Source organism: Streptomyces sp. NPDC005281 (genome assembly GCF_040607495.1).
Lineage (GTDB): Bacteria > Actinomycetota > Actinomycetes > Streptomycetales > Streptomycetaceae > Streptomyces.
Map to the genome: position 1 here is coordinate 238,825 of NZ_JBEXGX010000009.1, position 23,858 is coordinate 262,682.

The following is a 23,858-nucleotide window of genomic DNA, read 5'->3' on the forward strand; positions in this document are numbered from 1 at the left end:
TGACATGAGTCCACGGCGCCGACGTGCCCCACCATGCGGACGCAACAGTCGACTTGGGCTCCCATTGGAACTCGTTCTAGTTATAGTGGCGGGAATCGGCGATGGGTGGAAGCGCATGACGCAGGTGACCGATCACGGCGGGGGCGTACGGTCGATCAGGGTCCCCATCCCGGACAACCCGCTCGGCCACACGCTGGTGTACCTCGTCGACACCGACGCGGGACCCGTGCTCATCGACACCGGCTGGGACGACCCCGACTCCTGGGACACCCTCGTCGAGGGGATCGCCGGCTGCGGGACCACCGTCGAAGAGATCCACGGCGTGGTCATCACCCACCACCACCCCGACCACCACGGCCTGTCGGGCCGGGTCCGCGAGGCGTCCGGCGCCTGGATCGCGATGCACGCCGCCGACACGGCGATCGTCCGGCGCACCCGGGAGAACCGGCCCGAGCGCTGGTTCGCCTACATGGCCGCCAAGCTGGCGGCCTCCGGCGCCCCCGAGGAGCACATCGCCCCGCTCCGCGAGGCGAGCGCCTCGACCCGCCGCCCCAGCACCCTGCCCGGCTTCTCCCCGGCGCTGCCCGACCGCGAGATCGTCCCGGGTGAATTCGTCGCCCTGCCGGGCCGCCGGCTGCGCGCCGTCTGGACCCCGGGCCACACACCCGGGCACGTCTGCCTCCACCTGGAGGAGACCCACCCGGCACAACTGCCCGGCAACGGCCGCCTGTTCTCCGGCGACCACCTGCTCCCGAGGATCACCCCGCACATCGGCCTCTACGAGGACCCCGACACCCACGGGCGCCCTCCCTACGCGAACGGCATCGAGAGCGTCGGGGAGATCGCCGACCCGCTCGGCGACTACCTCGACTCCCTGGAGCGCGTCGGCCGCCTCGCCCCCGCCGAGGTGCTCCCGGCACACCAGCACGTGTTCACCGACGCCCCTGCCCGGGTCGCGGAGTTGCTCACGCACCACGAGGAACGGCTCACCGGCCTCCTCGCTCTCCTCTCGGTCCCGCTCACGCCCTGGCAGCTCGCCGAGCGGATGGAGTGGAACCGCCCATGGGCCGACATCCCCTACGGATCACGGAACATCGCGGTCTCCGAGGCCGAGGCCCACATACGCCGGCTGGTGAAGCTGGGCCGGGCGGAAGCGGTGACGAGCAGCGATCCGGTGACGTACGTGGCGGTGTGACCCGGCAGGGGCGGCGTGACGCGGCACGGGCGGCATGACGCGGCACGGGGCCGTGTGACGCGGCACGGGGCCGTGTGACGCGGCACGGGGCCGTGTGACGCGGCACGGGGCCGTGTGACGCGGCACGGGGCCGTGTGACGCCATAGGAGTCAGTGCGACTCGGCACGGCGCAGTGTGACGCGGGGCAGGCGGCGGTGCGACGCGACCGCACCGCACAGCAGAGCACCGCACCGCACAGCACCGGGCGCTCAGCCCAGCAGCGCCCGTATCAACTCGTCGGCCTCTCCGAGGAGTTCGACCTCCCGTGTGGTCATCGTCGGGTTGGCCGCCCTGCGCCGGCCCGCCTCCGCGAGCCCCGCCCCGGTCACCTGGTCCTCGTTCCCGTCGAGGAGGGCCTCCAGCGTCTCCTCGGCCACGTCCCCGATCGCCTCGCCGCCGACGGCGACCTGGGCGAGGATCACGGCGGACATCGCCCAGTCGAGACCGGGCGGCCCCTCCTCGGCGTTGGACCAGTCGATGACCTTCGGGCCGTCCGGGGTGAGCATCACGTTGTCGGGGTGGAGATCCAGATGCAGGACACGGACGGCCGGGTCGGCGGAGAGCCGGGCGGGCACGGCGTGCAGCTTGCGCAGCAGCCTGGCCAGCGTGAGGCCCGCCTCCTGGGCGGAGAGCAGCCCCTGCCCGAACGCCTCCAGCATGGTCGGCCCCGACAGCCGCTCCATCACCAGGTCCCCGCGGGTCGCGGCCCGCACACCCGGCACCGGATAGCCGTGCGAGCGCACGTGCTGCATCACCGCCGCCTCGGCCGTCGCGTCGCCCCAGCCGCCGCGGTCCCGCCGCAGCACCCACGCCTCGTCGATCTCGTAGACATCCGCCGAACGCCCCGAGCCGAGCAGTCTCCCCGTTCGCATGAGCCGAACCTAGCGGATGTCGCCCAGGTCACTCCGGGGCCGTGCCCCAGGCAACACCCGGCGGATTCCGGGCGGCCGGTAGAGTGTGCGCGTCGTCATCACACCCTTACGAGGAGAAGCCGGTGCAAGTCCGGCGCTGACCCGCAACCGTGAGCCACCTAGGTGGTGAGCCGGATCGCCTCGCACGGGACGTGACCGGCTCGTGCCCTCGGCAGCCCGCCGACGGCCGGCACCGTCGAGGGATACGGAGCCGGAGCCGCCCGGATGCCTGAGCGTGCCCGGTGCTGCCCGGCTCCCCGCAGGGAGAGTCATGTCTGTTCGCCGCACCGCCGCGGTACTGGCCGCCACCGCCGTCTTCGGGGCGGTCGTCGCACCGGCCGCCTCGGCCGCCGGCTCGTCCCCCTCACCGTCCCCCTCGGCGGCGCTGCCCTCGGGCCTGTTCGGCTCCGCCGACCCGACGTACGACGGTGTCTGGCGGCAGTCGCTCGCGCTGCTCGCCCAGCACACCGTCGGCCAGAGCCCCGACGCCGGTGCCATCGGCTGGCTGATCGGCCAGCAGTGCGCGAACGGCGCCTTCGCCGCGTACCGCGCCGACGCGACCACCGCGTGCGACGCGAAGACACAGGTCGACACCAACAGCACCGCGGCCGCGGTCCAGGCCCTCGGCGCGCTCGGCAACCACGACGAGGTCACCGGCAGGGCCGTGACCTGGCTCAAGTCCGTCCAGAACAAGGACGGCGGCTGGGGTTACATGGCCGGCGGGGCCAGCGACACCAACTCGACGTCCGTCGTGATCGGCGCGCTGAAGGCGGTCGGCAAGAAGCCCCAGAACGTCACCAAGGACGGCAAGTCCCCGTACGACGTCCTGGTGAAACTGTCGAAGGTCTGCGGAGGAGAGGGCGGCGGCGCCTTCGCCTACCAGCCCGACAAGAAGGGCAAGCTGGTCGCCAACGCGGACGCGACCGCGGCGGGCGTGGTCGCGAGTCTGGGCGAGGGTTTCGTGGCGGAGGCGGGCCTCGCGCCGTACGACCGCACGCAGTGCGTCGTCGCCGACACCCCCAACCGGACGGACGCCGGGTCGAACGGCGCCGACTACCTGGCCAAGACGCTCGCGAAGACCTCCTACCTGAAGTCCGCGCTCCCGGGCGCCAAGGACCAGCCCGACTACGGCAACACGGCGGACGCGGTCTCGGCCCTCGCCGCCGACGGCGCGGTCAAGCTCGCGAAGAAGCCGCTCGCCTGGCTGGAGAAGAACTCCGCCGACTGGGCGGCCAAGTCCGGCCCCGCCGCGTACGCGCAGCTGATCTTCGCCGCGCACGCCACCGGCACCGACCCGCGCGACTTCGGCGGCAAGGACCTGGTGGCGCAGCTGGCCGCCACGGGCCCGGCGCCGGTCGCGGCCGGCGCCTCGGCGAGCCCGAGCGAGAAGAAGAACGACGAGAAGAAGGACGGCGGCAACGGGCTCGGCGTCTGGTGGATCATCGGCATCGGCCTGGTCGCGGGTATCGGCATCGGCTTCCTGATCAGCGGCCGCAACAAGAAGCGCCAGCTGTGACCGGCCGTCGGACGACCGCGCCCGCTCTTGCCCTGGCGCTGGCTCTCCTGCTCCTCGTCCTCGGCGGCGCGGGGCAGGCTCGGGCCGTCGGCTACCGCTACTGGTCCTTCTGGGACCTGACCGGCGGAAAGTGGACGTACGCCACCCAGGGCCCGTCGACCGCGCGGCCGTCCGACGGCGATGTCCAGGGCTTCCGCTTCGCGGTGAGCGAGGACTCCCAGCACGCCGTACAGCCGCGCGGGGAGCGGGAGTTCGCCGCGATCTGCGCCAAGACGCCCGCCCGGCACGGCAAGAAGCGGGTGGCCCTGGTCATCGACCCGGGCACGGCCGCCGACGCGCCGTCCGGCGAGACACCGCCGTCCGCGCGCACCGCCTGCGCCCTGGTCGGCCCCGACGCGAGCACCGCGGAGGCCCTGGCGGCGGTCGCCGGTCCCCTGCGCTACGACACCAACGCGCTGCTGTGCGCCATCACGGGCTATCCGGGTACGGGCTGCGGCGACCCGGTCGCGGCCGGCGGACCGACCGCGTCCGCGCGCCCGCACGCCTCGGCGCCGGCCGGCCACGGCCCCTCGGTGGGCCTCTTCGCGGGAGCGGCGGCGGTGGCCGTGCTGGGTGCGGCGGCCGTCTGGCAGGCCCGTCGGCGCAAGGGCTAGGCGCAGCTCATGACGGAGTCCGACCGCGACCGCCCCGCGACGAGGTGGGGCTCCTCCCTGCCCGAACGGCGGCGGCAGATACGGAAGTTGGGGCCTCAGCGCCCGGACCCGGCTGCGGCCGGGGCGACATCACGGCCGAGCGCCGAGCCGGCGGAGCGACCGACGAACGCCGACAAGGCGGAGCCATCGCCGAACTCCAGCCGTACGGAATCGTCACCGATCGCCGGCCCGACAGGATCGCCGCCGTCCGCCGCCCCGGCAGGATCGCCGCCGTCCGCCGGCCCGGCAGGATCGTCACCGTCCGCCACCCCGACAGGGCCGTCACCGGACTCCCGCACCCGCACCCGCACCCGTCCCCGCCCCCACGGCGGTGCGGCCGGTACGAGTCGTACCGCCGCCCCCGCCGCCCCCGCCACGGCCCGTACCGACGCCCCCGCCACGGCCCGTACCGACGCCCCCGCCACGGCCCGTGCCGACGCCCTGCACCCCGGCGCCTGGTGGATCTGGGCCCTGGGGCTCGGCACGGCGGCCTCGCGCACCACGAACCCCCTTCTGCTCGCGCTGCTCATGGCGGTGGCGGGCTTCGTGGTGGCCACGCACCGCACCGACGCGCCCTGGGCCCGCTCCTACACCGCGTTCGTGAAACTGGCCTCGGCCGTCCTCGTCATCCGGCTCGCCTTCGCCGTCTTCCTCGGCTCCCCGATCCCCGGCACGCATGTGATCGTCACGCTCCCGGAGATCCCCCTCCCGCACTGGGCGCAGGGGGTGCGCATCGGCGGCCGGGTCACCGCCGAGGGCCTGCTCTTCGCGCTCTACGACGGTCTGAAGCTGGCCGCCCTCCTCGTCTGCGTCGGCGCGGCCAACGCGCTGGCGAACCCGGCACGGCTGCTCAAGTCACTGCCGGGAGCGCTGTACGAGGCGGGCGTCGCGGTGGTCGTCGCGCTCACCTTCGCTCCGCATCTGATCGCCGACGTCCAGCGGCTGCGCGCCGCGCGGCGGCTGCGCGGGCGCCCCGACCGGGGGCTGCGCGGCCTGCTGCACGTCGGACTCCCCGTCCTGGAAGGCGCGTTGGAGCGTTCGGTCGCGCTGGCGGCGGCGATGGACGCACGCGGGTACGGGCGTACGGCGCAGGTCCCGGCCGCCGTCCGCCGGACCACCGGAGCCCTCACCCTCGGCGGCCTGCTCGGCGTCTGCGCCGGCACCTACGGACTGCTGACCGCCGCGGGCGACACCTACGGCCTGCCGGTCCTGCTGGCCGGACTCGGCGCGGCGCTCGGCGGCCTGTGGCTGGGCGGACGCCGCTCCCCGCGGACGCGGTACCGGCCGGACCTGTGGGGCGTCCGGGCCTGGCTGGTGGCCGGGTCGGGCGCGGCGGTCGCGGCCCTGATGATCGTGGCCGCCTCCCACGACGCCGCCGCGCTGCGCCCCGGCGTCGTCCCCCTGGTCGCCCCCGCACTCCCGCTCTGGCCGGCGGCTGCGGTGCTGCTCGGCCTGCTCCCCGCCTTCACGGCCCCGGCCACCCGTCGAACCCCCGCCCCAGAGGAGTCATCGTGATCCGCTTCGAGGATGTCTCCGTGACGTACGCCGGAGCTGCCGAACCCACCGTCCGGGGCGTGGACTTCGAGGTCCCGGAGGGTGAACTGGTGCTGCTGGTCGGCCCGTCCGGCGTCGGCAAGTCGACGGTGCTGGGAGCGGTGAGCGGACTGGTCCCGCACTTCACGGGCGGCACGCTGCGGGGCCGGGTCACCGTCGCGGGCCGGGACACCCGTACCCACAAGCCGCGCGAACTCGCCGACGTGGTCGGCACGGTGGGCCAGGATCCGCTGTCCCACTTCGTGACGGACACGGTGGAGGACGAACTCGCCTACGGCATGGAGTCGTTGGGACTGGCACCGGCGGTGATGCGCCGCCGCGTCGAGGAGACCCTCGACCTCCTCTCGCTGGCCGACCTCCGCGACCGCCCGATCGCCACCCTGTCCGGCGGCCAGCAGCAGCGCGTCGCGATCGGCTCGGTGCTCACCCCGCACCCGCGGGTCCTGGTCCTCGACGAACCCACGTCGGCCCTGGACCCCGGCGCCGCCGAGGAGGTCCTCGCCGTGCTCCAGCGCCTGGTCCACGACCTCGGCACAACGGTGCTGATGGCCGAGCACCGCCTGGAACGGGTCGTCCAGTACGCCGACCGGATCGCCCTCCTGCCCGCCCCGGGAGCACCTCTGACGCTCGGCACCCCGTCCGGGATCATGGCCGTCTCCCCCGTACGCCCGCCGGTGGTGGACCTCGGCCGCCTGGCCGGCTGGTCCCCGCTCCCGCTGACCGTGCGCGACGCACGCCGCCGGGCGGGAACCCTGCGCGAGCGGCTCGCCACGGCGCCGACACCCCCGCGGCCCGCCACAGCAGGCCCGCCCTCACCGATGCGGCCACGCCCCGCCTCCCCCTTCGCCCTGCGCGGCCTCCTCGGCCGGAAACGCGGCCCGGCATCCGCGGCTGCCCCGGCCGAACCGGCCGTCGTCGAGTCGCTGGCCGTCCGGCGCGGACGCGTCGAGGCGCTGCGCCGGGTCGACCTCGTCGTCGCACCCGGCGAGACCATCGCGCTGATGGGCCGCAACGGCGCCGGGAAGTCGACCCTGCTCGCGGCGCTGGTCGGACTGGTCGAGCCGGCCGCCGGTTCCGTACGGGTCGGCGGGGCGGCACCGCACCGCACGGCGCCGCGGGAGCTCGTACGGCGGGTGGGACTCGTACCGCAGGAACCGCGGGATCTGCTGTACGCGGACACGGTCGCCGCCGAGTGCGCCGCGGCCGACGAGGATGCCGGAGCCGCCGCCGGAACCTGCCGGGCGCTGGTGTCGGAGCTGCTGCCCGACATCGGGGACGGCACGCACCCGCGTGACCTGTCGGAGGGGCAGCGGCTGGCGCTGGCGCTGGCCGTCGTCCTCACGGCCCGCCCCCCGCTGCTGCTCCTCGACGAGCCGACCCGCGGCCTCGACTACGCGGCCAAGGCCCGGCTGGTCACCGTGCTGCGCGGGCTCGCCGCCGAGGGGCACGCCATCGTGCTCGCCACCCACGACGTGGAGCTCGCCGCCGAGCTCGCCGACCGGGTGGTGATCCTCGCGGGCGGCGAGGTCGTCGCCGACGGTCCCACCGCCGAGGTGGTCGTCGCGTCCCCGTCGTTCGCCCCTCAGGTCGCCAAGATCCTGGCCCCGGAGCCGTGGCTCACCGTCGCCCAGGTCGGAAGGGCTCTCGCATGACCACGGCCGACGCGTCCGCAGCCCGCCCCAAGCCCCAGCCCCAGGCCCGAGCCGTCCGTCTCGGTCCGCGCTCCGTGGCCGCCCTGGCCCTGGTCAGCGCCACGGGGGCCGCCGGATTCGCCTGGCCGCTGTTCGCGGGGCCCGGCTCTCAGGTCAGCGCGCACGCCCAGGACGCCCCGTGGCTGTTCGCCGGGCTCCTCGTCCTGCTGGTCGCGGTGGTCGCGGCGACGATCTCCGAGTCGGGACTCGGCCCGAAGGCGGTCGCCATGCTCGGGGTGCTGGCCGCGACCGGTGCCGCGCTGCGCCCGATCGGGGCCGGGACCGCCGGTATCGAGCCGATGTTCTTCCTGATGGTGCTGAGCGGCCGGGTGCTCGGGCCGGGGTTCGGCTATGTCCTCGGGTCCGTGACCATGTTCGCGTCGGCGCTGCTGACCGGCGGGGTGGGTCCCTGGATGCCCTTCCAGATGCTGGCCATGGGCTGGTTCACGATGGGGGCCGGCCTTCTGCCGGGCCCGGACCGGCTGCGCGGCCGCGCGGAGCTGCTGATGCTCGCCGGGTACGGCTTCCTCGCCGCCTTCGCGTACGGCACCGTCATGAATCTGGCCGGCTGGCCCTTCATGGACGCGCTGGCCTCGAACATCGCCTTCGACCCGCACGCCGCCGTCCCCGCCAACCTCGCCCGCTTCGTCGCGTACTGCCTGGCCACCTCCCTCGGCTGGGACCTGGGACGGGCTGTCGTCACCGTCGTCCTGACCCTGACGATCGGCACGACCCTGCTCAAGGCCCTGCGCCGGGCCACGCGCCGGGCGGCTTTCGAGAGCCCGGTGACGTTCGACCCCCGGTGATCCGGGACCCACGTCACACCGCCCGGCAGCACCGCGTGGCCTCCCCCGCACCGTCCGTCAGGGGCGGGGTGAAGCGGCCCACAGGGCCCACATCACATACGAAGCGCCTTCGTAGATCAAAGCGCGGGACGTGAACACACGCCCACCCCCTCTGACCTGCGGCTTGAGGGCCACATCACATCGCGGGCCTTTCTCCCGAATGCGACCATAACTAGTAAAAAGGGTCATTGCGGACGGGTTTCGAACCTGTTTCTCTGGAGCAGTCGCCAGGCGCCACGAGCCCACCCGGGCCGCGGCGCCGACGTACGCCCCCTCCACTTCACGTGGTCACGGCGTACGAGCGACTCCATGTCCCCGAGGAAACAGGTTCTCCGTGTCCGTCGCTGTCATCCGTCGCATCGTCTCTTCCCCGAAGAAGGCCCTCGCCGGTACCGCCGTGGCCGCCGCCACCGCCGGTATGGTCCTGGCCGCGGCGCCCGCCCAGGCCGCCACGCCGACCGCCGCCTCCTCCGCGAAGTCGGTCGCCCACGCGATGATTCCGGACGCCTCGCAGTTCAACGCCTTCAGCAAGATCGTCGAGCACGAGAGCGGCTGGAACATCAGCGCCACGAACTCGTCTTCCGGTGCGTACGGCCTGGTCCAGGCCCTGCCCGGTTCGAAGATGGCCTCCGCCGGGTCCGACTGGAAGACCAACCCCAAGACCCAGATCAAGTGGGGTCTCGACTACATGAACTCCCGCTACGGCAGCCCCACCGGCGCCTGGAGCTTCTGGCAGGCCAACGGCTGGTACTGATCAGCCCAGCACAGCAAGGCGGCACCCCGTTACGGGGCTGCCGCCTTTCTCGTACCCCGGGCCAGGCCCCCCGCGCCCCCGCCCCAGCTTCTTTCGCCCCCTCCGCCCCTACCCTTCCCACCCCTGGGGCTCCACCCCTGGGGCTCCGCCCCAGCCCCCGCTCCTCAAACGCCGGAGGGGCTGAAATTCACCACCGCACACCCGCGGCCGGGATCCGACCGAAGAGGCTGAAATTCACCCCCGCACCCAAGCCACGGTCCACCCGCGGCCGGGATCCGGCCGAAGGGACCGTGCCGGTACATCGATGCCCGTCGCCACCGACGCTCACCCCTCACCCAACGGCGACGGGCTGATGCACCGGCACGGCCCCGACCCACCCGCCGGAGCTGAACCCGAACCGCGAGCGAACCATGGTGGACTGACCTCCATGACCACGCAGACGGACGCGCCGCACGACTCCGAGTCACGAGGCCTGCGGCTCGTACCCGCGCTGCTGTCGCTGACCGTGGTCAGCGGGCTCATCGACGCGGTGAGCTACCTCGGCCTGGGCCACGTCTTCACGGCGAACATGACCGGCAACGTGGTGGTGCTCGGCTTCGCGGCCGCCGGAGCCCCCGGCTTCTCCGTACCGCACACGCTCACCTCACTGTGCTGCTTCCTCGCAGGCGCCGCGACCGGCGGCCGAACCGCCGTGCGGCTGGGCGACGGCTCCCGCCGCACCTGGGCCCGCGCCGTGTTCGCCGCCGAGGCCGTCCTGACGGCCGCCTGCGCGGCGGTGGCCTTCGCCGCCCCGCACGCCACCGCCACCACCTACACCGTGATCGCCGTCACGGCGTTCGCGATGGGCCTGCGCAACGCGACGGTACGCAGACTCGGCGTCGCCGACCTGACGACGACCGTCCTGACCATGACCCTGACCGGCCTGGCCGCCGACTCCCGCCTCGGCGGCGGCGCGGGCCGTCACTCCCCGCGCCGGACCGCCTCCGTACTGGCGATGGCCGCGGGCGCCCTCCTGGGCGCGTGGCTGGTCCTGCACCACGGCCTCGCCCTCCCGCTCCTGATCGCCGCACTCGTACCGGCCGCACTGGCGGCAACGGTCTCCGGCCGGGAGTGACTTCTCGGCCCGAGCACCGGCGAAGCCCGTGTACGAGGACCGGCGAGGACCGGCGAGGCCCGCCGACGGCACCCGGGGACCAGACGCCAGCCGACACCTCACAACCGCTGAATGATCGTCCCGGTCGCCAGCCCCCCACCCGCACACATCGTGATCAGCGCGAACTCCTTGTCGCCGCGCTCCAGTTCATGGAGGGCCGTGGTGATGAGACGAGCCCCCGTGGCCCCCACCGGATGCCCGAGCGCGATCGAGCCCCCGTTGACGTTCACCTTCTCCAGGTCCTGCCCGAAGACCTGCGCCCAGCTCAACACCACCGACGCGAAGGCCTCGTTGATCTCGACGAGGTCGATGTCCTTCAGCGACATCCCGGCCTTGCCGAGCACGGCCCGGGTGGCGTCGATCGGGCCGTCCAGGTGGAAGTGCGGATCGGAACCCACCAGCGCCTGGGCCACGATCCGAGCCCGCGGCCTCAGCTTCAGGGCCCGGGCCATCCGCTTGGACGCCCACAGGATGGCGGCCGAACCGTCCGAGATCTGGGAGGAGTTGCCGGCCGTGTGAACGGCGGTCGGCATCACGGGCTTCAGCTTCGCCAGTGCCTCCATGGACGTGTCGCGCAGCCCCTCGTCACGGTCGACGAGCCGCCACATGCCCTGCCCGGCCCGCTGTTCGTCCTCGGTGGTGGGCACCTGCACGGCGAACGTCTCCCGCTTGTACCTCTCCTCGGACCAGGCGACGGCGGCCCGTTCCTGCGAGATGAGCCCGAGGGAGTCGACGTTCTCGCGGGTCAGTCCGCGATGGCGGGCGATGCGTTCGGCGGCCTCGAACTGGTTCGGCAGATCGACGTTCCACTCGTCGGGGAACGGCTTGCCGGGACCGTGCTTGGACCCCGAGCCCAGCGGCACCCGCGACATCGCCTCGACACCGCAGCTGATCCCGACGTCGATGACGCCCGCCGCGATCATGTTGGCGACCATGTGGGAGGCCTGCTGCGAGGAGCCGCACTGGCAGTCGACCGTCGTGGCCGCCGTCTCGTAGGGCAGTCCCACCGTCAGCCAGGCGGTGCGCGCGGGGTTCATCGACTGCTCGCCGGCGTGGGTCACCGTTCCGCCGACGATCTGCTCGACGCAGTCGGCGGGGATGCCGGTGCGGCCGAGGAGTTCACGGTAGGTCTCGCCCAGGAGATAGGCGGGGTGCAGATTGGCGAGCGCGCCACCGCGCTTGCCGATGGGGGTCCGTACGGCTTCGACGATCACGGGTTCCGCGGCCATGGGGGCTCGTCCTCTCCTCAGGCCTGCCCGGCGGCCAGGCCCAGCTGACCCGCGCAGCGCGGGGCGTCCCGGCCCACCCACCGCGCAGAACTAGAACGCGTACCAGTTCTGCGTGCAGTTTGCTGAGCGAACCCCCCGCGCCGCAAGGGTCGTGCAGCCCCAGAAGTCGTGATCTGTACGAATCCTGCACGCAATTGGGAGCCCCCCACCTCTTGCCACTTGTAGAACTCGTTACTACCTTCACGGCGGTTCCCTATTCCTGATGGACCGTCAGAAGCGCCCCTGGAGTTGCCGATGTCCTGTCCAGCGCTGCCCGACGGGTTCGATTTCACCGACCCCGATGTGCTGCACCACCGCGTACCCCTCCCGGAGTTCGCCGAGTTGCGCCGGGCCGAACCGGTCCGCTGGATCCCGCAGCAGCCCGGTGTCGCCGGCTTCGAGGACGACGGCTACTGGGCCGTCACCCGGCACTCGGACGTCAAGTACGTCTCGACGCACCCCGAACTGTTCTCCTCGTTCCTCAACACCGCGGTCATCCGCTTCAACGAGCACATCCAGCGCGAACAGATCGAGGTCCAGCGGCTGATCATGCTCAACATGGACCCGCCCGAGCACACCCGGGTCCGCCAGATCGTGCAGCGCGGCTTCACCCCGCGCGCCATCCGCTCCCTGGAGGACGCGCTGCGCGCCCGGGCCGGCTCGATCGTCGCGAACGCGCTCGCGCGGGCCGCCTCCGACGGCTCCTTCGACTTCGTCACCCAGGTCGCCTGCGAACTGCCGCTCCAGGCGATCGCCGAGCTCATCGGCGTCCCGCAGGAGGACCGCGTCAAGATCTTCGACTGGTCCAACAAGATGGTGGCGTACGACGATCCGGAATACGCGATCACCGAGGAGGTCGGCGCCGAGTCGGCCACCGAACTCATCTCGTACGCGATGAACATGGCTGCGGACCGCAAGCAGTGCCCCGCCAAGGACATCGTCAGCACACTGGTGGCGGCGGAGGACCAGGGGAACCTCGCGTCCGACGAGTTCGGCTTCTTCGTCCTGCTGCTGGCGGTGGCCGGCAACGAGACGACCCGCAACGCCATCACGCACGGGATGCACGCCCTGCTCACCCACCCCGACCAGTGGGACCTCTACAAGCGGGAACGGCCGAAGACCACCGCCGAGGAGATCGTCCGCTGGGCGACCCCCGTCGTCGCCTTCCAGCGCACCGCGACCCAGGACACCGAACTGGGCGGGCGGCGGATCAGGAAAGGGGACCGCGTCGGCATCTTCTACTCCTCCGCCAACAACGACCCCGAGGTGTTCGAGAGCCCGGAGGTCTTCGACATCACCCGTGACCCCAACCCGCACCTCGGCTTCGGCGGCGGCGGTCCGCACTTCTGCCTCGGCAAGTCCCTGGCCACGCTGGAGATCGACCTGATCTTCAACGCGATCGCGGACGCGATGCCGAATCTGCGGCTTACGGGCGACCCCCGCCGCCTCCGCTCCGCCTGGCTGAACGGTGTCAAGGAACTCCAGGTCAGCCACGTGTAGCGGGCGCCCCACGCTCGGGCCGGCGGCCTCCCGGCACCGCCGGCCCGTCCCGAGGGAGGCAGGGGCCACACCCCCGCGCTCGCCCCTGCCTCCCCCGAGACCGGCACCCGCACCCGCACCCGCCCCGAACGCACACCGGCCCGCCCGGGGCGCGTACCGGATCACCCCGGGGCGCGTGACCGGATCAGCCCGGTGTACGACCCAGCGCGCGGACCGGCGCCTCCGCCCCGGCCCCGGCCCGTTCCGCGGGCGTCCCGGGTCTCGGGCCCGTGAGGAGATGGGTCACCCCGAAGCCCGCCGCGACCACGGCCGCGCCGCCGACGGCGTCCAGGACCCAGTGGTTTCCGGTCACCACGATCGCGGTGAGGGTCAGAAGCGGGTGCAGCAGGCCCAGCGCCTTCATCCACCATCTGGGCGCCAGCACCGCGATGACGGCCCCGCACCACAGGGCCCAGCCGAAGTGCAGCGAGGGCATCGCCGCGTACTGGTTGGTCAGCGCGGTCAGGGCGCCGTAGTCGGGCTTGGAGAAGTCCTGCACGCCGTGCACGGTGTCGACGATGCCGAGTCCCGGCATCAGGCGCGGCGGGGCGAGCGGATAGAACCAGAAGCCGACGAGGGCGAGCAGGGTGGCGTAGCCGAGGGCGGAACGGGCCCAGCGGTAGTCGGGGGACCGGCGGACGTAGAGCACGCCGAGGACGGTGAGCGGGACGAGGAAGTGGAACGACTCGTAGTAGAAGTCGAAGAAGTCCCGCAGGAAGGCCGCCTTCACCACCGCGTGGTTGGCCCAGACCTCGATGTCCATGCGCAGGAAGCGCTCGACGGCGAGTATCTGCTCGCCGTGCTGTTCGGCGGTGGCCCTGCCGCCGGATGCGAGGCCGCCGGTCGCGGCGAGCCTGATCTGCTGGTAGGCGGAGTACCCGACGCGGATCAGGAGCAGTTCGAGCAGCAGGTTCGGGCGCGCGAGGACCCGGCCCGACGGCAGCAGCGGGAGCCGCTTCCACCGGGTGGGGACGGGCGCCGTGGGACCGGTGGGCACCGGGGCCCGGTAGTGCTCGGAGGTACGGGACAGGAACGGTACGGCGGTGGCGGCGGCCAGCGCCGCGATCAGCACCAGGTTGTCGCGCAGCGGGTCGAGCACCGGCATGTCCGGCAGCATCATCCGGGCGGGCAGTGTCATGACGAGGACGACCGCGGCGGGCCACACACCACGGTCCGAGGTCTTCCGGCCGGTCCGGCCGGCGAGCGCGAGCAGCACCCACAGCAACTGGTGCTGCCAGGTGGTGGGTGAGACGACGACGGCGACGCAGCCGGTCACCGCGACGGCGAGCAGCAGCTGCCCGTCGTGGGCGTAGCGCACCGCGCGACGGAGTCCGACGACGGCCACGGCCGCGCCGAGCGCCAGGAAGAGGGCGATCTCCAGCGGTCCGGTGAGGCCGAACCGCAGCAGCGCGCCGTGCAGGGACTGGTTGGCGAGGTCGTCGGCGTCCTTGCCGAGGCCGACGCCCGCCAGGTGGTGCACCCAGTACGTGTTGGAGTCGTGCGGCATCACGGCCCAGGCGAGCGCGGTGAGGGCGGCGAAGGCGGCACCGGTGGAGGCTGCGGCGCGGCGGCGTCCGGTGAACCAGAGCAGCGGCGCGAAGAGCAGCACGGTCGGCTGGAGGGCCGCCGCGAGCCCGATGAGGACCCCGCACGAGCGCTCGCCGCGGACGGCGAAGCAGCCGAGCAGGACGAGCAGCACCGGAATGATGCTGGTCTGGCCGAGGTAGAGGGCGTTGCGTACGGGGAGCGACAGCATCAGCAGGCTGACGGCCACCGGCGCGGCGAGCAGCGACGTGCGTCTGCTCACAGGGGGCGGCAGGCCGCGGGCGGCGACCAGCCCGAGGGCGACGACGAGCAGGAGGGTGCCGAAGGTCCAGCCCCAGCCGAGGGCCTGTTCGGCCGCCCGGGTGAGGGGTTTGAGGACGAGGCCGCCGAACGGGGTGCCGGTGAACCGCGTCGAGTCGTACAGCGAGCCCTTCACGTGCAGTACGCCGTTCGGGCCGACCCAGGTCTCCAGATCTGTCAGCCGGTCCGCCTTGGGCGTGCCGAGGACGACGGCGACCTGTCGTACGGCCAGTATCGCGGCGACGGCCCAGAGCCCGACGCGGAGCGCGCGCAGCCGTGCTCGTACCGTCTCCGGCGCTCGCCCGAAGCCTTCGCCCGGCCGTCCGCCGTGCTCCACGTTCGCCACGCCCCGTCGCCCCTCCGTCCCATTGGTCGGCCCGCGTCTCACAGATCCCTTATGTCAACCCATATCAGGACCCTACGAGGCACGGCCACCTCCGTCGAAAGAAGTGGGAACACTTGATCGACCCGGCAGGCTCTCCCCTTTTGTCCGGATCACGACGGCCGGCGGAGGGTCCGGTTCCCCTTCGGGCTCGGGACATGGATCACAGAAGACGCTTCACGAGGACCCCTTCGGCCACCCCGTCGCGCCTGCATACACGGGCTTTATGCGCGCTGCGCGGCGGGTCGCGCACTCCACGTGACAGGGACGAACCGTCCTAAGGTCGCTTTTCGGCCCGCCTCCGGGCGAGCCGAAGGTCCGCTCCCGGGCGGACCCGTCCCTGTCCCCGGCGAAAGGAACGCCCTTGCCGACCGCGACCCCTGCGGCCCCCGCCGTACGCACCCCCGCCCCCGTCCGCCCCGTCTCCCCCGAGGTCACCGTCACCGACCCCGCGCTCGTCAGGCGCGCCGTGAAGGCGGCGGCGCTCGGCAACGCGATGGAATGGTTCGACTTCGGCGTCTACAGCTACGTCGCGGTGACCCTGGGCAAGGTCTTCTTCCCCTCGGGCAACCCGACCGCCCAGCTGCTCTCGACCTTCGGCGCCTTCGCCGCGGCCTTCCTCGTCCGCCCGCTCGGCGGCGTGGTCTTCGGCCCGCTCGGCGACCGGATCGGCCGCCAGAAGGTCCTCGCGCTCACCATGATCATGATGGCGGCCGGCACGTTCGCGATCGGCCTGATCCCGTCGTACGCCACGATCGGTGTCGGCGCTCCGGTCCTGCTGCTCGCGGCCCGTCTGGTGCAGGGCTTCTCCACCGGCGGCGAGTACGCGGGCGCCTCGACCTTCATCGCCGAGTACGCACCCGACAAGAAGCGCGGCTTCCTCGGCAGCTGGCTGGAGTTCGGCACGCTGGCCGGATACATCGGCGGCGCCGGTCTGGTGACCCTCATGACCGCCCTGCTCTCCACCGAGGACCTGCTGTCCTGGGGCTGGCGCGTGCCGTTCCTGATCGCGGGCCCGATGGGCATCCTCGGCCTCTACCTGCGGATGCGCCTGGAGGAGACCCCGGCCTTCGCCGCGGAGATCGAGAAGTCCGAGGCCGCCCGGCCCAAGGTGCCGCTGCGCGAGATGATCACCGGCCAGTGGCGCACCCTGCTGCTGTGCATGGGCCTGGTGCTCGTCTTCAACGTCACCGACTACATGCTGCTGTCCTACATGCCGAGCTACCTGACCAGCGAGCTCAAGTACGACGAGACGCACGGTCTGCTCGTGGTCCTCGGCGTGATGGCGCTGATGATGATCGTGCAGCCCTTCGCGGGCGCCCTGACCGACCGGTCGGCCGCCGCCCGGTGATCGCCGCGGGCTGCGCCGGCTTCCTCGCCCTGTCCGTCCCGGCCCTGCTGCTGATCCGCCAGGGCAGTCTGCTCGCCGTCGCGCTCGGCATGGGCGCCCTCGGCCTGCTGCTGGTCTGCTTCACCGCCGCGATGCCCGCCGCGCTCCCGGCGCTCTTCCCGACCCGGGTCCGCTACGGCTCGCTCTCGATCGGCTTCAACGTCTCCGTCTCGCTCTTCGGCGGCACGACCCCGCTGGTCGTCACCGCCCTCGTCGGCGCGACCGGGAACATGATGATGCCCGCGTACTACATGATGGCCGCGGCCGTGATCGGCGGTGCGGCCGTCTGGTTCATGAAGGAGTCGGCGGGCCGGCCCCTGCCGGGCTCGGCGCCCGCCGTGGAACCCGCGGACCGCTGACACCCGCGGCCGGGAACCCGTCGGCCAAGAGGCACTGATCCTGTCGGCGCGCGGGGCCCGAATCCCGCTGGCACGAGGCGGCGCAGGCGGCTAGGTTCGAACCAGGAAGTCCTTAGCGCATCTAACTAGGCATATGAAAGGCCCGGTGCATGAGCGACTCGCAGCTCTGGAACGACGTCGACGCCCACTTCACCACCCTCCTGGCCCCCGCCGACGAGATCCTCACCGCCGCGCTGCGCGACAGCGACGCGGCGGGACTGCCGCCCATCAACGTCGCGCCGAACCAGGGCAAGCTGCTCCGGCTGCTCGCAGAGATGCAGGGCGCCCGCCGCATCCTGGAGATCGGCACGCTCGGCGGCTACAGCACGATCTGGCTGGGCCGCGCGCTGCCCGCCGACGGGCGGCTGATCACCCTCGAGTACGACCCCCGGCACGCCGAGGTCGCCCGCGCCAACCTCGCGCGGGCGGGCCTCGACACGATCGCCGAGGTGCGGGTGGGCCCCGCCCTGGAGTCCCTGCCGAAGCTGGCGGACGAGAATCCGGAGCCGTTCGACCTCGTCTTCATCGACGCGGACAAGGTGAACAACCCCCACTACGTCGAGTGGGCCGTCCGGCTCACCCGGCCAGGCAGCGTCATCGTCCTCGACAACGTGGTCCGCGGCGGCGCGGTCACCGACGCGACGAGCACCGACCCGAGCGTGCGCGGCACCCGGGCCGCGCTCGAACTGATCGCCTCCCACCCGAAGTTGGACGGCACGGCGGTGCAGACGGTGGGCAGCAAGGGATACGACGGGTTCGCCCTGGCCCGCGTACGGGCCTGACCGCCCGGACCCTCGCCGCACCACCCCGCACCGAACAGCCCCGCACCGCCGGACCGGTCCTAGACCTCGTGGTAGAAGCCCACGTTCACGGTGTGGGGCCCGGTGCGGTCCTGGATGACGAGTTCACCGGAGCCGCCCGCCGGGAGTCTGGCCGTCCCGCCGTACGGAAGCGGCTGGGGCTGGAGCCCGGTGAGGATCAGCCGTACCTCGGAGGACGGCTCCACGTGGGAACCCCGGAGCCAGGTGACCTGCCAGGAGCCGTCCGGGCCGCACTGGAACTCCAGGTGCACCCTGGAGACGAACAGCCAGTCGTCGGGGGTCGCCAGACGGCACACGGCCCGGTCCCTGCCCACCCGCAGCATGGCTCCGGGGTCGCTCGGCGCGTCGGCCATCTGCATCCCGGCCGTCGCTCCGGCGTCCGCTCCGGACACCGAGGCCATGGTGAGTTCGAGCACGCGCGCTCCTTCGTGAGGTGCTGGTCCAATTGTCCCGCCGGGGAACGTGGTTGCCCCGTCGCCGCCGCATGATAATTCGAGCTTCACCGTCGCCGTGTGACGTCCGGCACAATGGACTCATGACCGAGCGCAAGCCACCCGGTGTCAGCTTCGAGTCCTGGGTCGACCGGCAGATCCGCGAGGCGGAGTCCCGCGGCGAGTTCACCGAACTCCCCGGCGCGGGCAAGCCGCTGCCGGAGGTCACCGACACCCCGTACGACGAACTCTGGTGGATCAAGCGGAAGATGGCCCGTGAGGGGCTTTCGGTCCTGCCGCCGACCCTGGCCCTGCGCAAGGAGGCGGAGGACGTGATCGCGGCGGTTCCCGCGGCTCGTTCGGAGCGGGCGGTGCGGCGGATGATCGAGGACGTCAACACCAAGATCCGCGAGATCATGTTCAAGCCGCCGCCGGGACCTCCGCTCGGGCTCAAGCCGTACGACGTGGAGAAGATCGTCCAGGAGTGGCGCACCGCCCGCGAGAGCCCGGCCCCCGGCGGCCCGGAGCCCGACGAGCGGGGAGAGCCCGGATCCACGTGAGAGCGGGGCGGACGCCGGGACGCCAGCCTGCCAGGAGGCCGGGGCCCAGGACCGCCGGACCGCCAGGAGGCTGGGACGCCGGGACGCCGGAAGGAAAGTCCGGCCGGAGTCGTCGGCACGATGAATTCCTCGGCCGAACGCGGAGGTGACCGGCGGCCCGCGCGAACGCGTACGGTCGCGAGAGGCGGCGTGCCGCCCCGCGGGTACGGCGGGGCGGCACAAGAGCGTGAGGCCGCGTCCCGGGGCATGGTCCGGGACGCGGCCTCACTCCACCGGGGAGATGTCCGGCCCGGTCAGATCCGCAGGAGCCGCTCGGTCATCTCGCGGTAGTCCCGCAGGGCGAGCCGGAGCCGCTCGGTGTCGGTGTCCGTCGCCTTGCCCGCGTCGCCGGACTGCCAGGACGTGCGCAGGTCGCGCCGCCGCCGGGTCACCGCTTCCGTGAACCGTCCCGCGAGCTCCTCCAGCACATGGTCGGCCTCCTCGACGGACGCCTGCGGCCCGTCGACGAACCCGCCGACCGCGTGCCGCATCCGCATCGAGAACTTGTCGTGCTCGTCCAGCGGCAGCATCCGCTCGTCCCGGCCGGCGGCATCGCCCGCACGGTCCTCGGGGTCCGCCGGGCCGCCCCCGGAGGGCGTTCCCCCGGTGCCACGGGGCACGGGGCCCTCGGACAGGCCGGACGCGGGCCCGTCGCCCGTACGGTGTGCACGGCCCTCACCCGCGGCTCCTCGGCCGTCCGTGTCGGCGCCCGTCGTCGCACGGGCAGCCGTACCGGTCCTGGCCGGCCGCGCGGCCTGTCCGTCGCCGTTCACGGCCCGGTCGCCGTCCCGGCCCGGGTCGCCCGGGGCGGGCTCGGCGGACGCGGGATCCACCCGGCCCTTCAACGCCTCGCGGCGCGACACCTCCTCGGCCTCGGGGCGGTTCTCGCCCGCCCGGTCGTCCGCGGGACGCTCGGCGGGTACCGGGGTCACCCGGCCCTTCACGCCAGTGGGCTCACGGGGTTCCGCGGGGCCCGGCGGCACACGGCCTTTCATGGCGGCGGCCTCGCGGGACGGGTTCCGCTCGGGGTCCTGGTCTGGCTTCATGGCGCTCACCTTCCTCAATTCCCCTTCGCCTGGCGCCTGTTGAAGGACCAGGGCAGATGGGAACGAGTGTCGGGGTTGGAGTTCCTGGTGCTGCTCTCGGCGCTGTCGCCGTTCTTCATGCTCTCGGCGTTCTCCGTGATCTCGGCGCTCTCGGCGTTCTCCGTGATCTCGGCGTCCGCCCGGCGCGGCGAGGTGTCCTGGCGGGTCGGGGTCATCAGTTCGTCGAAGAGGTCGCGGGCCTCCAGCATGGCCGCGCGCAGTTGCTCGGTGTCCCCGCCGCCGTTCCGGTCCCCGCCGCCCGTGCGGGCCAGCGCGGCGCGGTGCACGCGACGGTAGCCATGGACGTGGTGTCCGTGGTGGACGGAGAGCGCGGAGACCTGCTCCTCGTAACGCTCTCCGTCGGGGAATCCGCGTACCCCGGCCAGCTCGCCGAGCAGCCGGTCGGCCTCGGCCACCGCCTCCTGGGGAGAGTCGACGAAGCGTTCCTGGGCGGCCGTCCAGCCGGCCGAGTACCGTTCGCGGGCCGCGGGTTCGAGCGGCCGCTCGCGCAGGTCGCCGTGCCGCTTCACCCGCTCGTTGAGGTCGCGTTCGGCGGCCTGGGTGTCGCCGTCGTGCCGGGCGACGGTCCTGTCGTACTCCGGTCCGAAGCGCCGCCGCAGAGTGCGCCCGCCCGGCGGCCTTCGGGCGAGGAGAGTCAGGGCGACCGCGACAACGGCAATGGCCGCCACGATGATCAGAGTGATGATCACGCCTGTGGACATAGGTGCCTTCCCGGGTTCTCGACCCAACGGGCCGGTTCTCGAACCGGGTTGCCCGGAACCCGCTCCTCAAACGGCCCCGGGCACGGCACGGGCCTCAACACCCGTTCCTCGTGGCGTTGTTCGGCCGGACCCCGTTATCCGGTTGCGCCACCACGGCGGTGCCCTCCGACAATGGCCGGCATGACCCGACCGACGTCCGGCACCCGAGGGCCCTGGAGCGTGGCCCCCGAACCCTTCGGCTCGCCCGCCGCCCGAGCGCTGTGGCGGGCGTACTACACGGAGGTCAGCGACCGTTGGTACCTGCTGCGTGAGGGGCGTACGACGGATCCTCAGGAGCTGGAGCGGGAGGTCGCCGCGCGGACGGGCGGCGAGTTCGCGCCGCCGACGGGTGTGCTGCTCGTCGCGCGCCACGACGGTGAGCCCGGCGGCACGGCGGGGGTGCGGATGCTCGACGCCACGACGGGCGAGCTGAGCCGGGTCTTCGTCCGCGCGGACCTGCGGGGCAAGGGAGCGGCCCCGCTCCTGCTGGCGGCTGCCGAGGCGGCGGCCCGCGTGCTGGGCGCCCGCCGGCTGGTCCTCGACACCCGCTCCGACCTCGTCGAGGCGCGGGCCCTCTACGCCCGGCACGGCTACGAGGAGACCGCGGCGCACAACGACGACGTCCACGCCGAGCACTGGTTCCGGAAGGATCTGCCCGCCTGACGGCCGGGTCGGGCCGCTTCCCCCCGGGGACACCGCGTCAGGCCGGCTCCCCCTGGGGCCGGGCGACCGGCGCGCTCTCGTGCGGGCGTTCCGCGTCCGAGCCGCACATCTCCTCGTTCAGCTCCGCGACCAGCCTGGTGAGGTCGGTGGGACGGTCCGGCGCCCACCAGTCGCCGAGGAGTTCGGCGAGGGACTCCTCACGGGCCCTGGACAGGTTCCCGGCGGTGATCCGGCCCTCGTCGGTCAGGACCAGGTCCAGGCCCTCGCGGCGGGCGAGCCGGCGTTCCTCGAGCTGGCGCTCGGCGGCCAGTACGACTTTCAGGGGTACGGCGCTGTGCTCGGCGAGGAGAGCGGGCTCGGCCCATCCGTACTTCTTGATCCGCAGCAGCAGCCAACTCGCCGCGGGCAGTAGGTCGTAGCCGGCCCGCGCGGTGATCTTCTCGTAGATCTCTCGGCGCCCCTCCCGGGTGCCGAGGACCGACAGCGCCCGGCACACCTCGTCGTACGACGAGCGCTCGACCGGGTTGCTCGCGAGCGTCTCCGTCACGTCGGGAGCCGTGACGGAGCCACGCAGTTTGTCCTCGCGCAGGAACCAGGCCAGCACGAAACCGAGCAGCGCGACCGGGGCGGCGTACAGGAAGACGTCCGTGATCGACGTCGCGAACGCGTGCAGGACCGACGGCCGCAGGTCGGCCGGCAGTTGGCCGATCCCCTTCGGGTCGGCCTTCAGCGAGTCCGGCGTGATGCCGGGAGGCAGTTGCTGCCCGCTCAGCGCCTTCGTCAGGTTGTCGCCGAGGCGGCTCGCGAAGACCGTGCCGAAGATCGCGACGCCGAACGAGGCGCCGATGGACCGGAAGAAGGTCGCCCCGGAGGTGGCGACGCCCAGATCCTCGTACGACACCGCGTTCTGCACGATCAGGACCAGGACCTGCATGACCAGGCCGAGGCCCAGGCCGAAGACGAAGAAGTACGCGCTCATCTCCCCCGTGCTGCTGTTCTCGTCGAGCTGGTGCAGCAGGAGCAGACCGAGGGCGGTGACACCGGTGCCGGCCACCGGGAACACCTTCCAGCGGCCCGTACGGCTGACGATCTGCCCGGAGACCGTGGACGACAGCAGCAGCCCGAACACCATCGGCAGCATGTGCACGCCGGACATCGTGGGCGACACGCCCTGCACGACCTGGAGGAACGTCGGCAGATAGGTCATCGCTCCGAACATCGCGAAGCCCACGATGAAGCTGATGATCGCGGACAGCGTGAAGGTGTGGACCCGGAACAGTTTGAGCGGCAGAACGGGCTCGGGCGCGCGCCGTTCCACCACGACGAAGGCGACGCCGAGGACCACGCCGACGATCACGAGCCCGACGATCTGCGGCGAGCCCCAGTCCCAGGTGGTGCCGCCCAGCGAGGCCACCAGGACCAGGCAGGTGGCGACCGCGGCGATCAGGAACGTACCGGCGTAGTCGATGACGTGCCGTGCCGACTTCCTCGGGATGTGCAGGACCGCGGCGATCACCGCGAGCGCCACGACGCCGACGGGCAGGTTGACGTAGAAGACCCAGCGCCAGCTGAGATGTTCCGTGAACAGCCCGCCGAGCAGCGGTCCCAGCACGCTCGTCGCACCGAACACCGCACCGAACAGCCCCTGGTACTTGCCCCGTTCACGCGGCGGGACGAGGTCGCCGACGATCGCCATCGACAGCACCATCAGGCCGCCGCCGCCGAGTCCCTGCAACGCCCGGAAGGCGATCAGCTCGCCCATGTTCTGCGACATGCCGCACAGCGCCGACCCGATCAGGAAGATCACGATCGCCGCCTGGAAGAGCTTCTTGCGGCCGTACTGGTCGCCCAGCTTGCCCCACAGCGGAGTCGCCGCCGTCGAGGCGAGCAGATACGCGGTGACCACCCAGGACAGATGCTCCAGGCCGCCGAGATCGCTGACGATCGTCGGCAGCGCGGTGGACACGATCGTCTGGTCCAGCGCGGCGAGCAGCATGCCGAGCAGCAGGGCGCCGATGGACACGAAGACGCTGCCGTGCACGGTGTCGTGGGCGTCGGTCGCCGCCGCGCTGCGACGGCGCAGCGCCGTCTCGCTCACCTCGATCGAGTCGTGCAGTCCGGGCGGCCCGCCCATGCCGTCGCCGGCCGGTGCCTCCGCCCCTTCCGGCCCGCGGCCGGACGGCGTGTCGGAACCGTGCGCGTCGCCGGTCATGCGGCCTCCCTGAGCACCGAGGGTCCGGGTCACCCTCCATCCTGAGCGGTGTGTCCCGTTATGGCCTGTCGAAGCTTCCGGAATCCATGATTCCGGGGGGCTGCTTGAAGGTTG

General features: G+C 72.6%; 19 protein-coding genes, 1 pseudogene and 1 riboswitch. Of the genes and pseudogenes, 13 read left to right on the forward strand and 7 right to left on the reverse strand.

Annotation, left to right across the window (positions count from 1 at the left end; all coding sequences use genetic code 11):
* The first annotated feature begins 115 nt into the window (after nucleotides 1-115).
* The gene (locus tag ABZV42_RS15610) at nucleotides 116-1,195 is read left to right on the forward strand and encodes an MBL fold metallo-hydrolase (protein WP_355985036.1); all 1,080 of its coding nucleotides are present in this window, start codon (nucleotides 116-118) and stop codon (nucleotides 1,193-1,195) included.
* A gap of 248 nt (nucleotides 1,196-1,443) precedes the next feature.
* On the opposite strand, the gene ABZV42_RS15615 is transcribed toward ABZV42_RS15610, so the two are convergent.
* Nucleotides 1,444-2,106, reverse strand: a complete 663-nt coding sequence (locus tag ABZV42_RS15615; protein WP_356052218.1) for a phosphotransferase — start codon at nucleotides 2,104-2,106, stop codon at nucleotides 1,444-1,446.
* 113 nt (nucleotides 2,107-2,219) lie between these two features.
* Nucleotides 2,220-2,283: riboswitch (cobalamin riboswitch) on the forward strand.
* A gap of 133 nt (nucleotides 2,284-2,416) precedes the next feature.
* Here ABZV42_RS15615 and ABZV42_RS15620 point away from each other — a divergent pair.
* From ABZV42_RS15620 to ABZV42_RS15650, 7 genes are all read left to right on the forward strand, one after another.
* Nucleotides 2,417-3,661 (forward strand): prenyltransferase/squalene oxidase repeat-containing protein, encoded by a 1,245-nt coding sequence (locus ABZV42_RS15620; RefSeq protein ID WP_356052219.1) that lies wholly within the window; start codon nucleotides 2,417-2,419, stop codon nucleotides 3,659-3,661.
* Nucleotides 3,658-4,314 carry an SCO2322 family protein gene (locus ABZV42_RS15625; protein ID WP_355985030.1) on the forward strand — a complete coding sequence of 219 codons (657 nt, stop codon included), beginning with the start codon at nucleotides 3,658-3,660 and terminating at the stop codon, nucleotides 4,312-4,314. The genes ABZV42_RS15620 and ABZV42_RS15625 overlap by 4 nt, the downstream gene beginning before the upstream one ends.
* A 480-nt stretch (nucleotides 4,315-4,794) precedes the next feature.
* Entirely contained in the window at nucleotides 4,795-5,868 is a 1,074-nt protein-coding gene (locus ABZV42_RS15630) for a CbiQ family ECF transporter T component (RefSeq protein ID WP_355985222.1), read from the forward strand.
* The gene (locus ABZV42_RS15635; protein ID WP_355985028.1) at nucleotides 5,865-7,559 is read left to right on the forward strand and encodes an ATP-binding cassette domain-containing protein; all 1,695 of its coding nucleotides are present in this window, start codon (nucleotides 5,865-5,867) and stop codon (nucleotides 7,557-7,559) included. The genes ABZV42_RS15630 and ABZV42_RS15635 overlap by 4 nt, the downstream gene beginning before the upstream one ends.
* The gene (locus tag ABZV42_RS15640; RefSeq protein WP_355985026.1) at nucleotides 7,556-8,404 is read left to right on the forward strand and encodes an ECF transporter S component; all 849 of its coding nucleotides are present in this window, start codon (nucleotides 7,556-7,558) and stop codon (nucleotides 8,402-8,404) included. The genes ABZV42_RS15635 and ABZV42_RS15640 overlap by 4 nt, the downstream gene beginning before the upstream one ends.
* Before the next feature lie 373 nt (nucleotides 8,405-8,777).
* Nucleotides 8,778-9,197, forward strand: coding sequence for a transglycosylase SLT domain-containing protein (locus ABZV42_RS15645; RefSeq protein ID WP_355985024.1), 420 nt, complete (start codon nucleotides 8,778-8,780; stop codon nucleotides 9,195-9,197).
* 427 nt (nucleotides 9,198-9,624) lie between these two features.
* Nucleotides 9,625-10,311 carry a YoaK family protein gene (locus ABZV42_RS15650; RefSeq protein ID WP_355989587.1) on the forward strand — a complete coding sequence of 229 codons (687 nt, stop codon included), beginning with the start codon at nucleotides 9,625-9,627 and terminating at the stop codon, nucleotides 10,309-10,311.
* Between the two features lie 98 nt (nucleotides 10,312-10,409).
* Here the strand turns inward: ABZV42_RS15650 and ABZV42_RS15655 are convergent, their stop codons facing one another.
* On the reverse strand, nucleotides 10,410-11,579 hold the full coding sequence (locus ABZV42_RS15655; protein WP_355989585.1) for a steroid 3-ketoacyl-CoA thiolase: 1,170 nt from the start codon (nucleotides 11,577-11,579) through the stop codon (nucleotides 10,410-10,412).
* A 294-nt stretch (nucleotides 11,580-11,873) separates the two neighbouring features.
* On the opposite strand from ABZV42_RS15655, the gene ABZV42_RS15660 reads away from it, so the two are divergent.
* Entirely contained in the window at nucleotides 11,874-13,118 is a 1,245-nt protein-coding gene (locus ABZV42_RS15660) for a cytochrome P450 (protein WP_355989582.1), read from the forward strand.
* Nucleotides 13,119-13,302: 184 nt separating this feature from the next.
* Here ABZV42_RS15660 and ABZV42_RS15665 read toward each other — a convergent pair whose 3' ends face one another.
* Nucleotides 13,303-15,348, reverse strand: a complete 2,046-nt coding sequence (locus ABZV42_RS15665) for a bifunctional glycosyltransferase 87/phosphatase PAP2 family protein (RefSeq protein WP_355989580.1) — start codon at nucleotides 15,346-15,348, stop codon at nucleotides 13,303-13,305.
* Between the two features lie 400 nt (nucleotides 15,349-15,748).
* Here ABZV42_RS15665 and proP point away from each other — a divergent pair.
* Nucleotides 15,749-17,133, forward strand: a pseudogene (proP, locus tag ABZV42_RS15670) (glycine betaine/L-proline transporter ProP).
* A gap of 149 nt (nucleotides 17,134-17,282) precedes the next feature.
* The gene (locus ABZV42_RS15675; RefSeq protein WP_355989576.1) at nucleotides 17,283-17,954 is read left to right on the forward strand and encodes an O-methyltransferase; all 672 of its coding nucleotides are present in this window, start codon (nucleotides 17,283-17,285) and stop codon (nucleotides 17,952-17,954) included.
* Between the two features lie 59 nt (nucleotides 17,955-18,013).
* On the opposite strand, the gene ABZV42_RS15680 is transcribed toward ABZV42_RS15675, so the two are convergent.
* Entirely contained in the window at nucleotides 18,014-18,409 is a 396-nt protein-coding gene (locus ABZV42_RS15680) for a hypothetical protein (RefSeq protein ID WP_356052220.1), read from the reverse strand.
* A 119-nt stretch (nucleotides 18,410-18,528) separates the two neighbouring features.
* Between ABZV42_RS15680 and ABZV42_RS15685 the strand changes: the two genes are divergently transcribed.
* On the forward strand, nucleotides 18,529-18,984 hold the full coding sequence (locus ABZV42_RS15685; protein ID WP_356052221.1) for a DUF1992 domain-containing protein: 456 nt from the start codon (nucleotides 18,529-18,531) through the stop codon (nucleotides 18,982-18,984).
* Between the two features lie 293 nt (nucleotides 18,985-19,277).
* Here ABZV42_RS15685 and ABZV42_RS15690 read toward each other — a convergent pair whose 3' ends face one another.
* Together ABZV42_RS15690 and ABZV42_RS15695 are read right to left on the reverse strand one after the other, a co-directional pair.
* Entirely contained in the window at nucleotides 19,278-19,886 is a 609-nt protein-coding gene (locus ABZV42_RS15690) for a hypothetical protein (protein ID WP_356052243.1), read from the reverse strand.
* A 197-nt stretch (nucleotides 19,887-20,083) separates the two neighbouring features.
* Complete coding sequence (locus ABZV42_RS15695) at nucleotides 20,084-20,830, reverse strand: hypothetical protein (RefSeq protein ID WP_356052222.1); 747 nt, start codon at nucleotides 20,828-20,830, stop codon at nucleotides 20,084-20,086.
* A gap of 180 nt (nucleotides 20,831-21,010) precedes the next feature.
* On the opposite strand from ABZV42_RS15695, the gene ABZV42_RS15700 reads away from it, so the two are divergent.
* Complete coding sequence (locus tag ABZV42_RS15700) at nucleotides 21,011-21,532, forward strand: GNAT family N-acetyltransferase (protein WP_356052223.1); 522 nt, start codon at nucleotides 21,011-21,013, stop codon at nucleotides 21,530-21,532.
* Nucleotides 21,533-21,569: 37 nt separating this feature from the next.
* Here the strand turns inward: ABZV42_RS15700 and ABZV42_RS15705 are convergent, their stop codons facing one another.
* Nucleotides 21,570-23,744: an MDR family MFS transporter gene (locus tag ABZV42_RS15705; RefSeq protein ID WP_356052225.1), complete on the reverse strand. Its 2,175-nt coding sequence runs from the start codon at nucleotides 23,742-23,744 to the stop codon at nucleotides 21,570-21,572.
* Nucleotides 23,745-23,858: the final 114 nt, after the last annotated feature.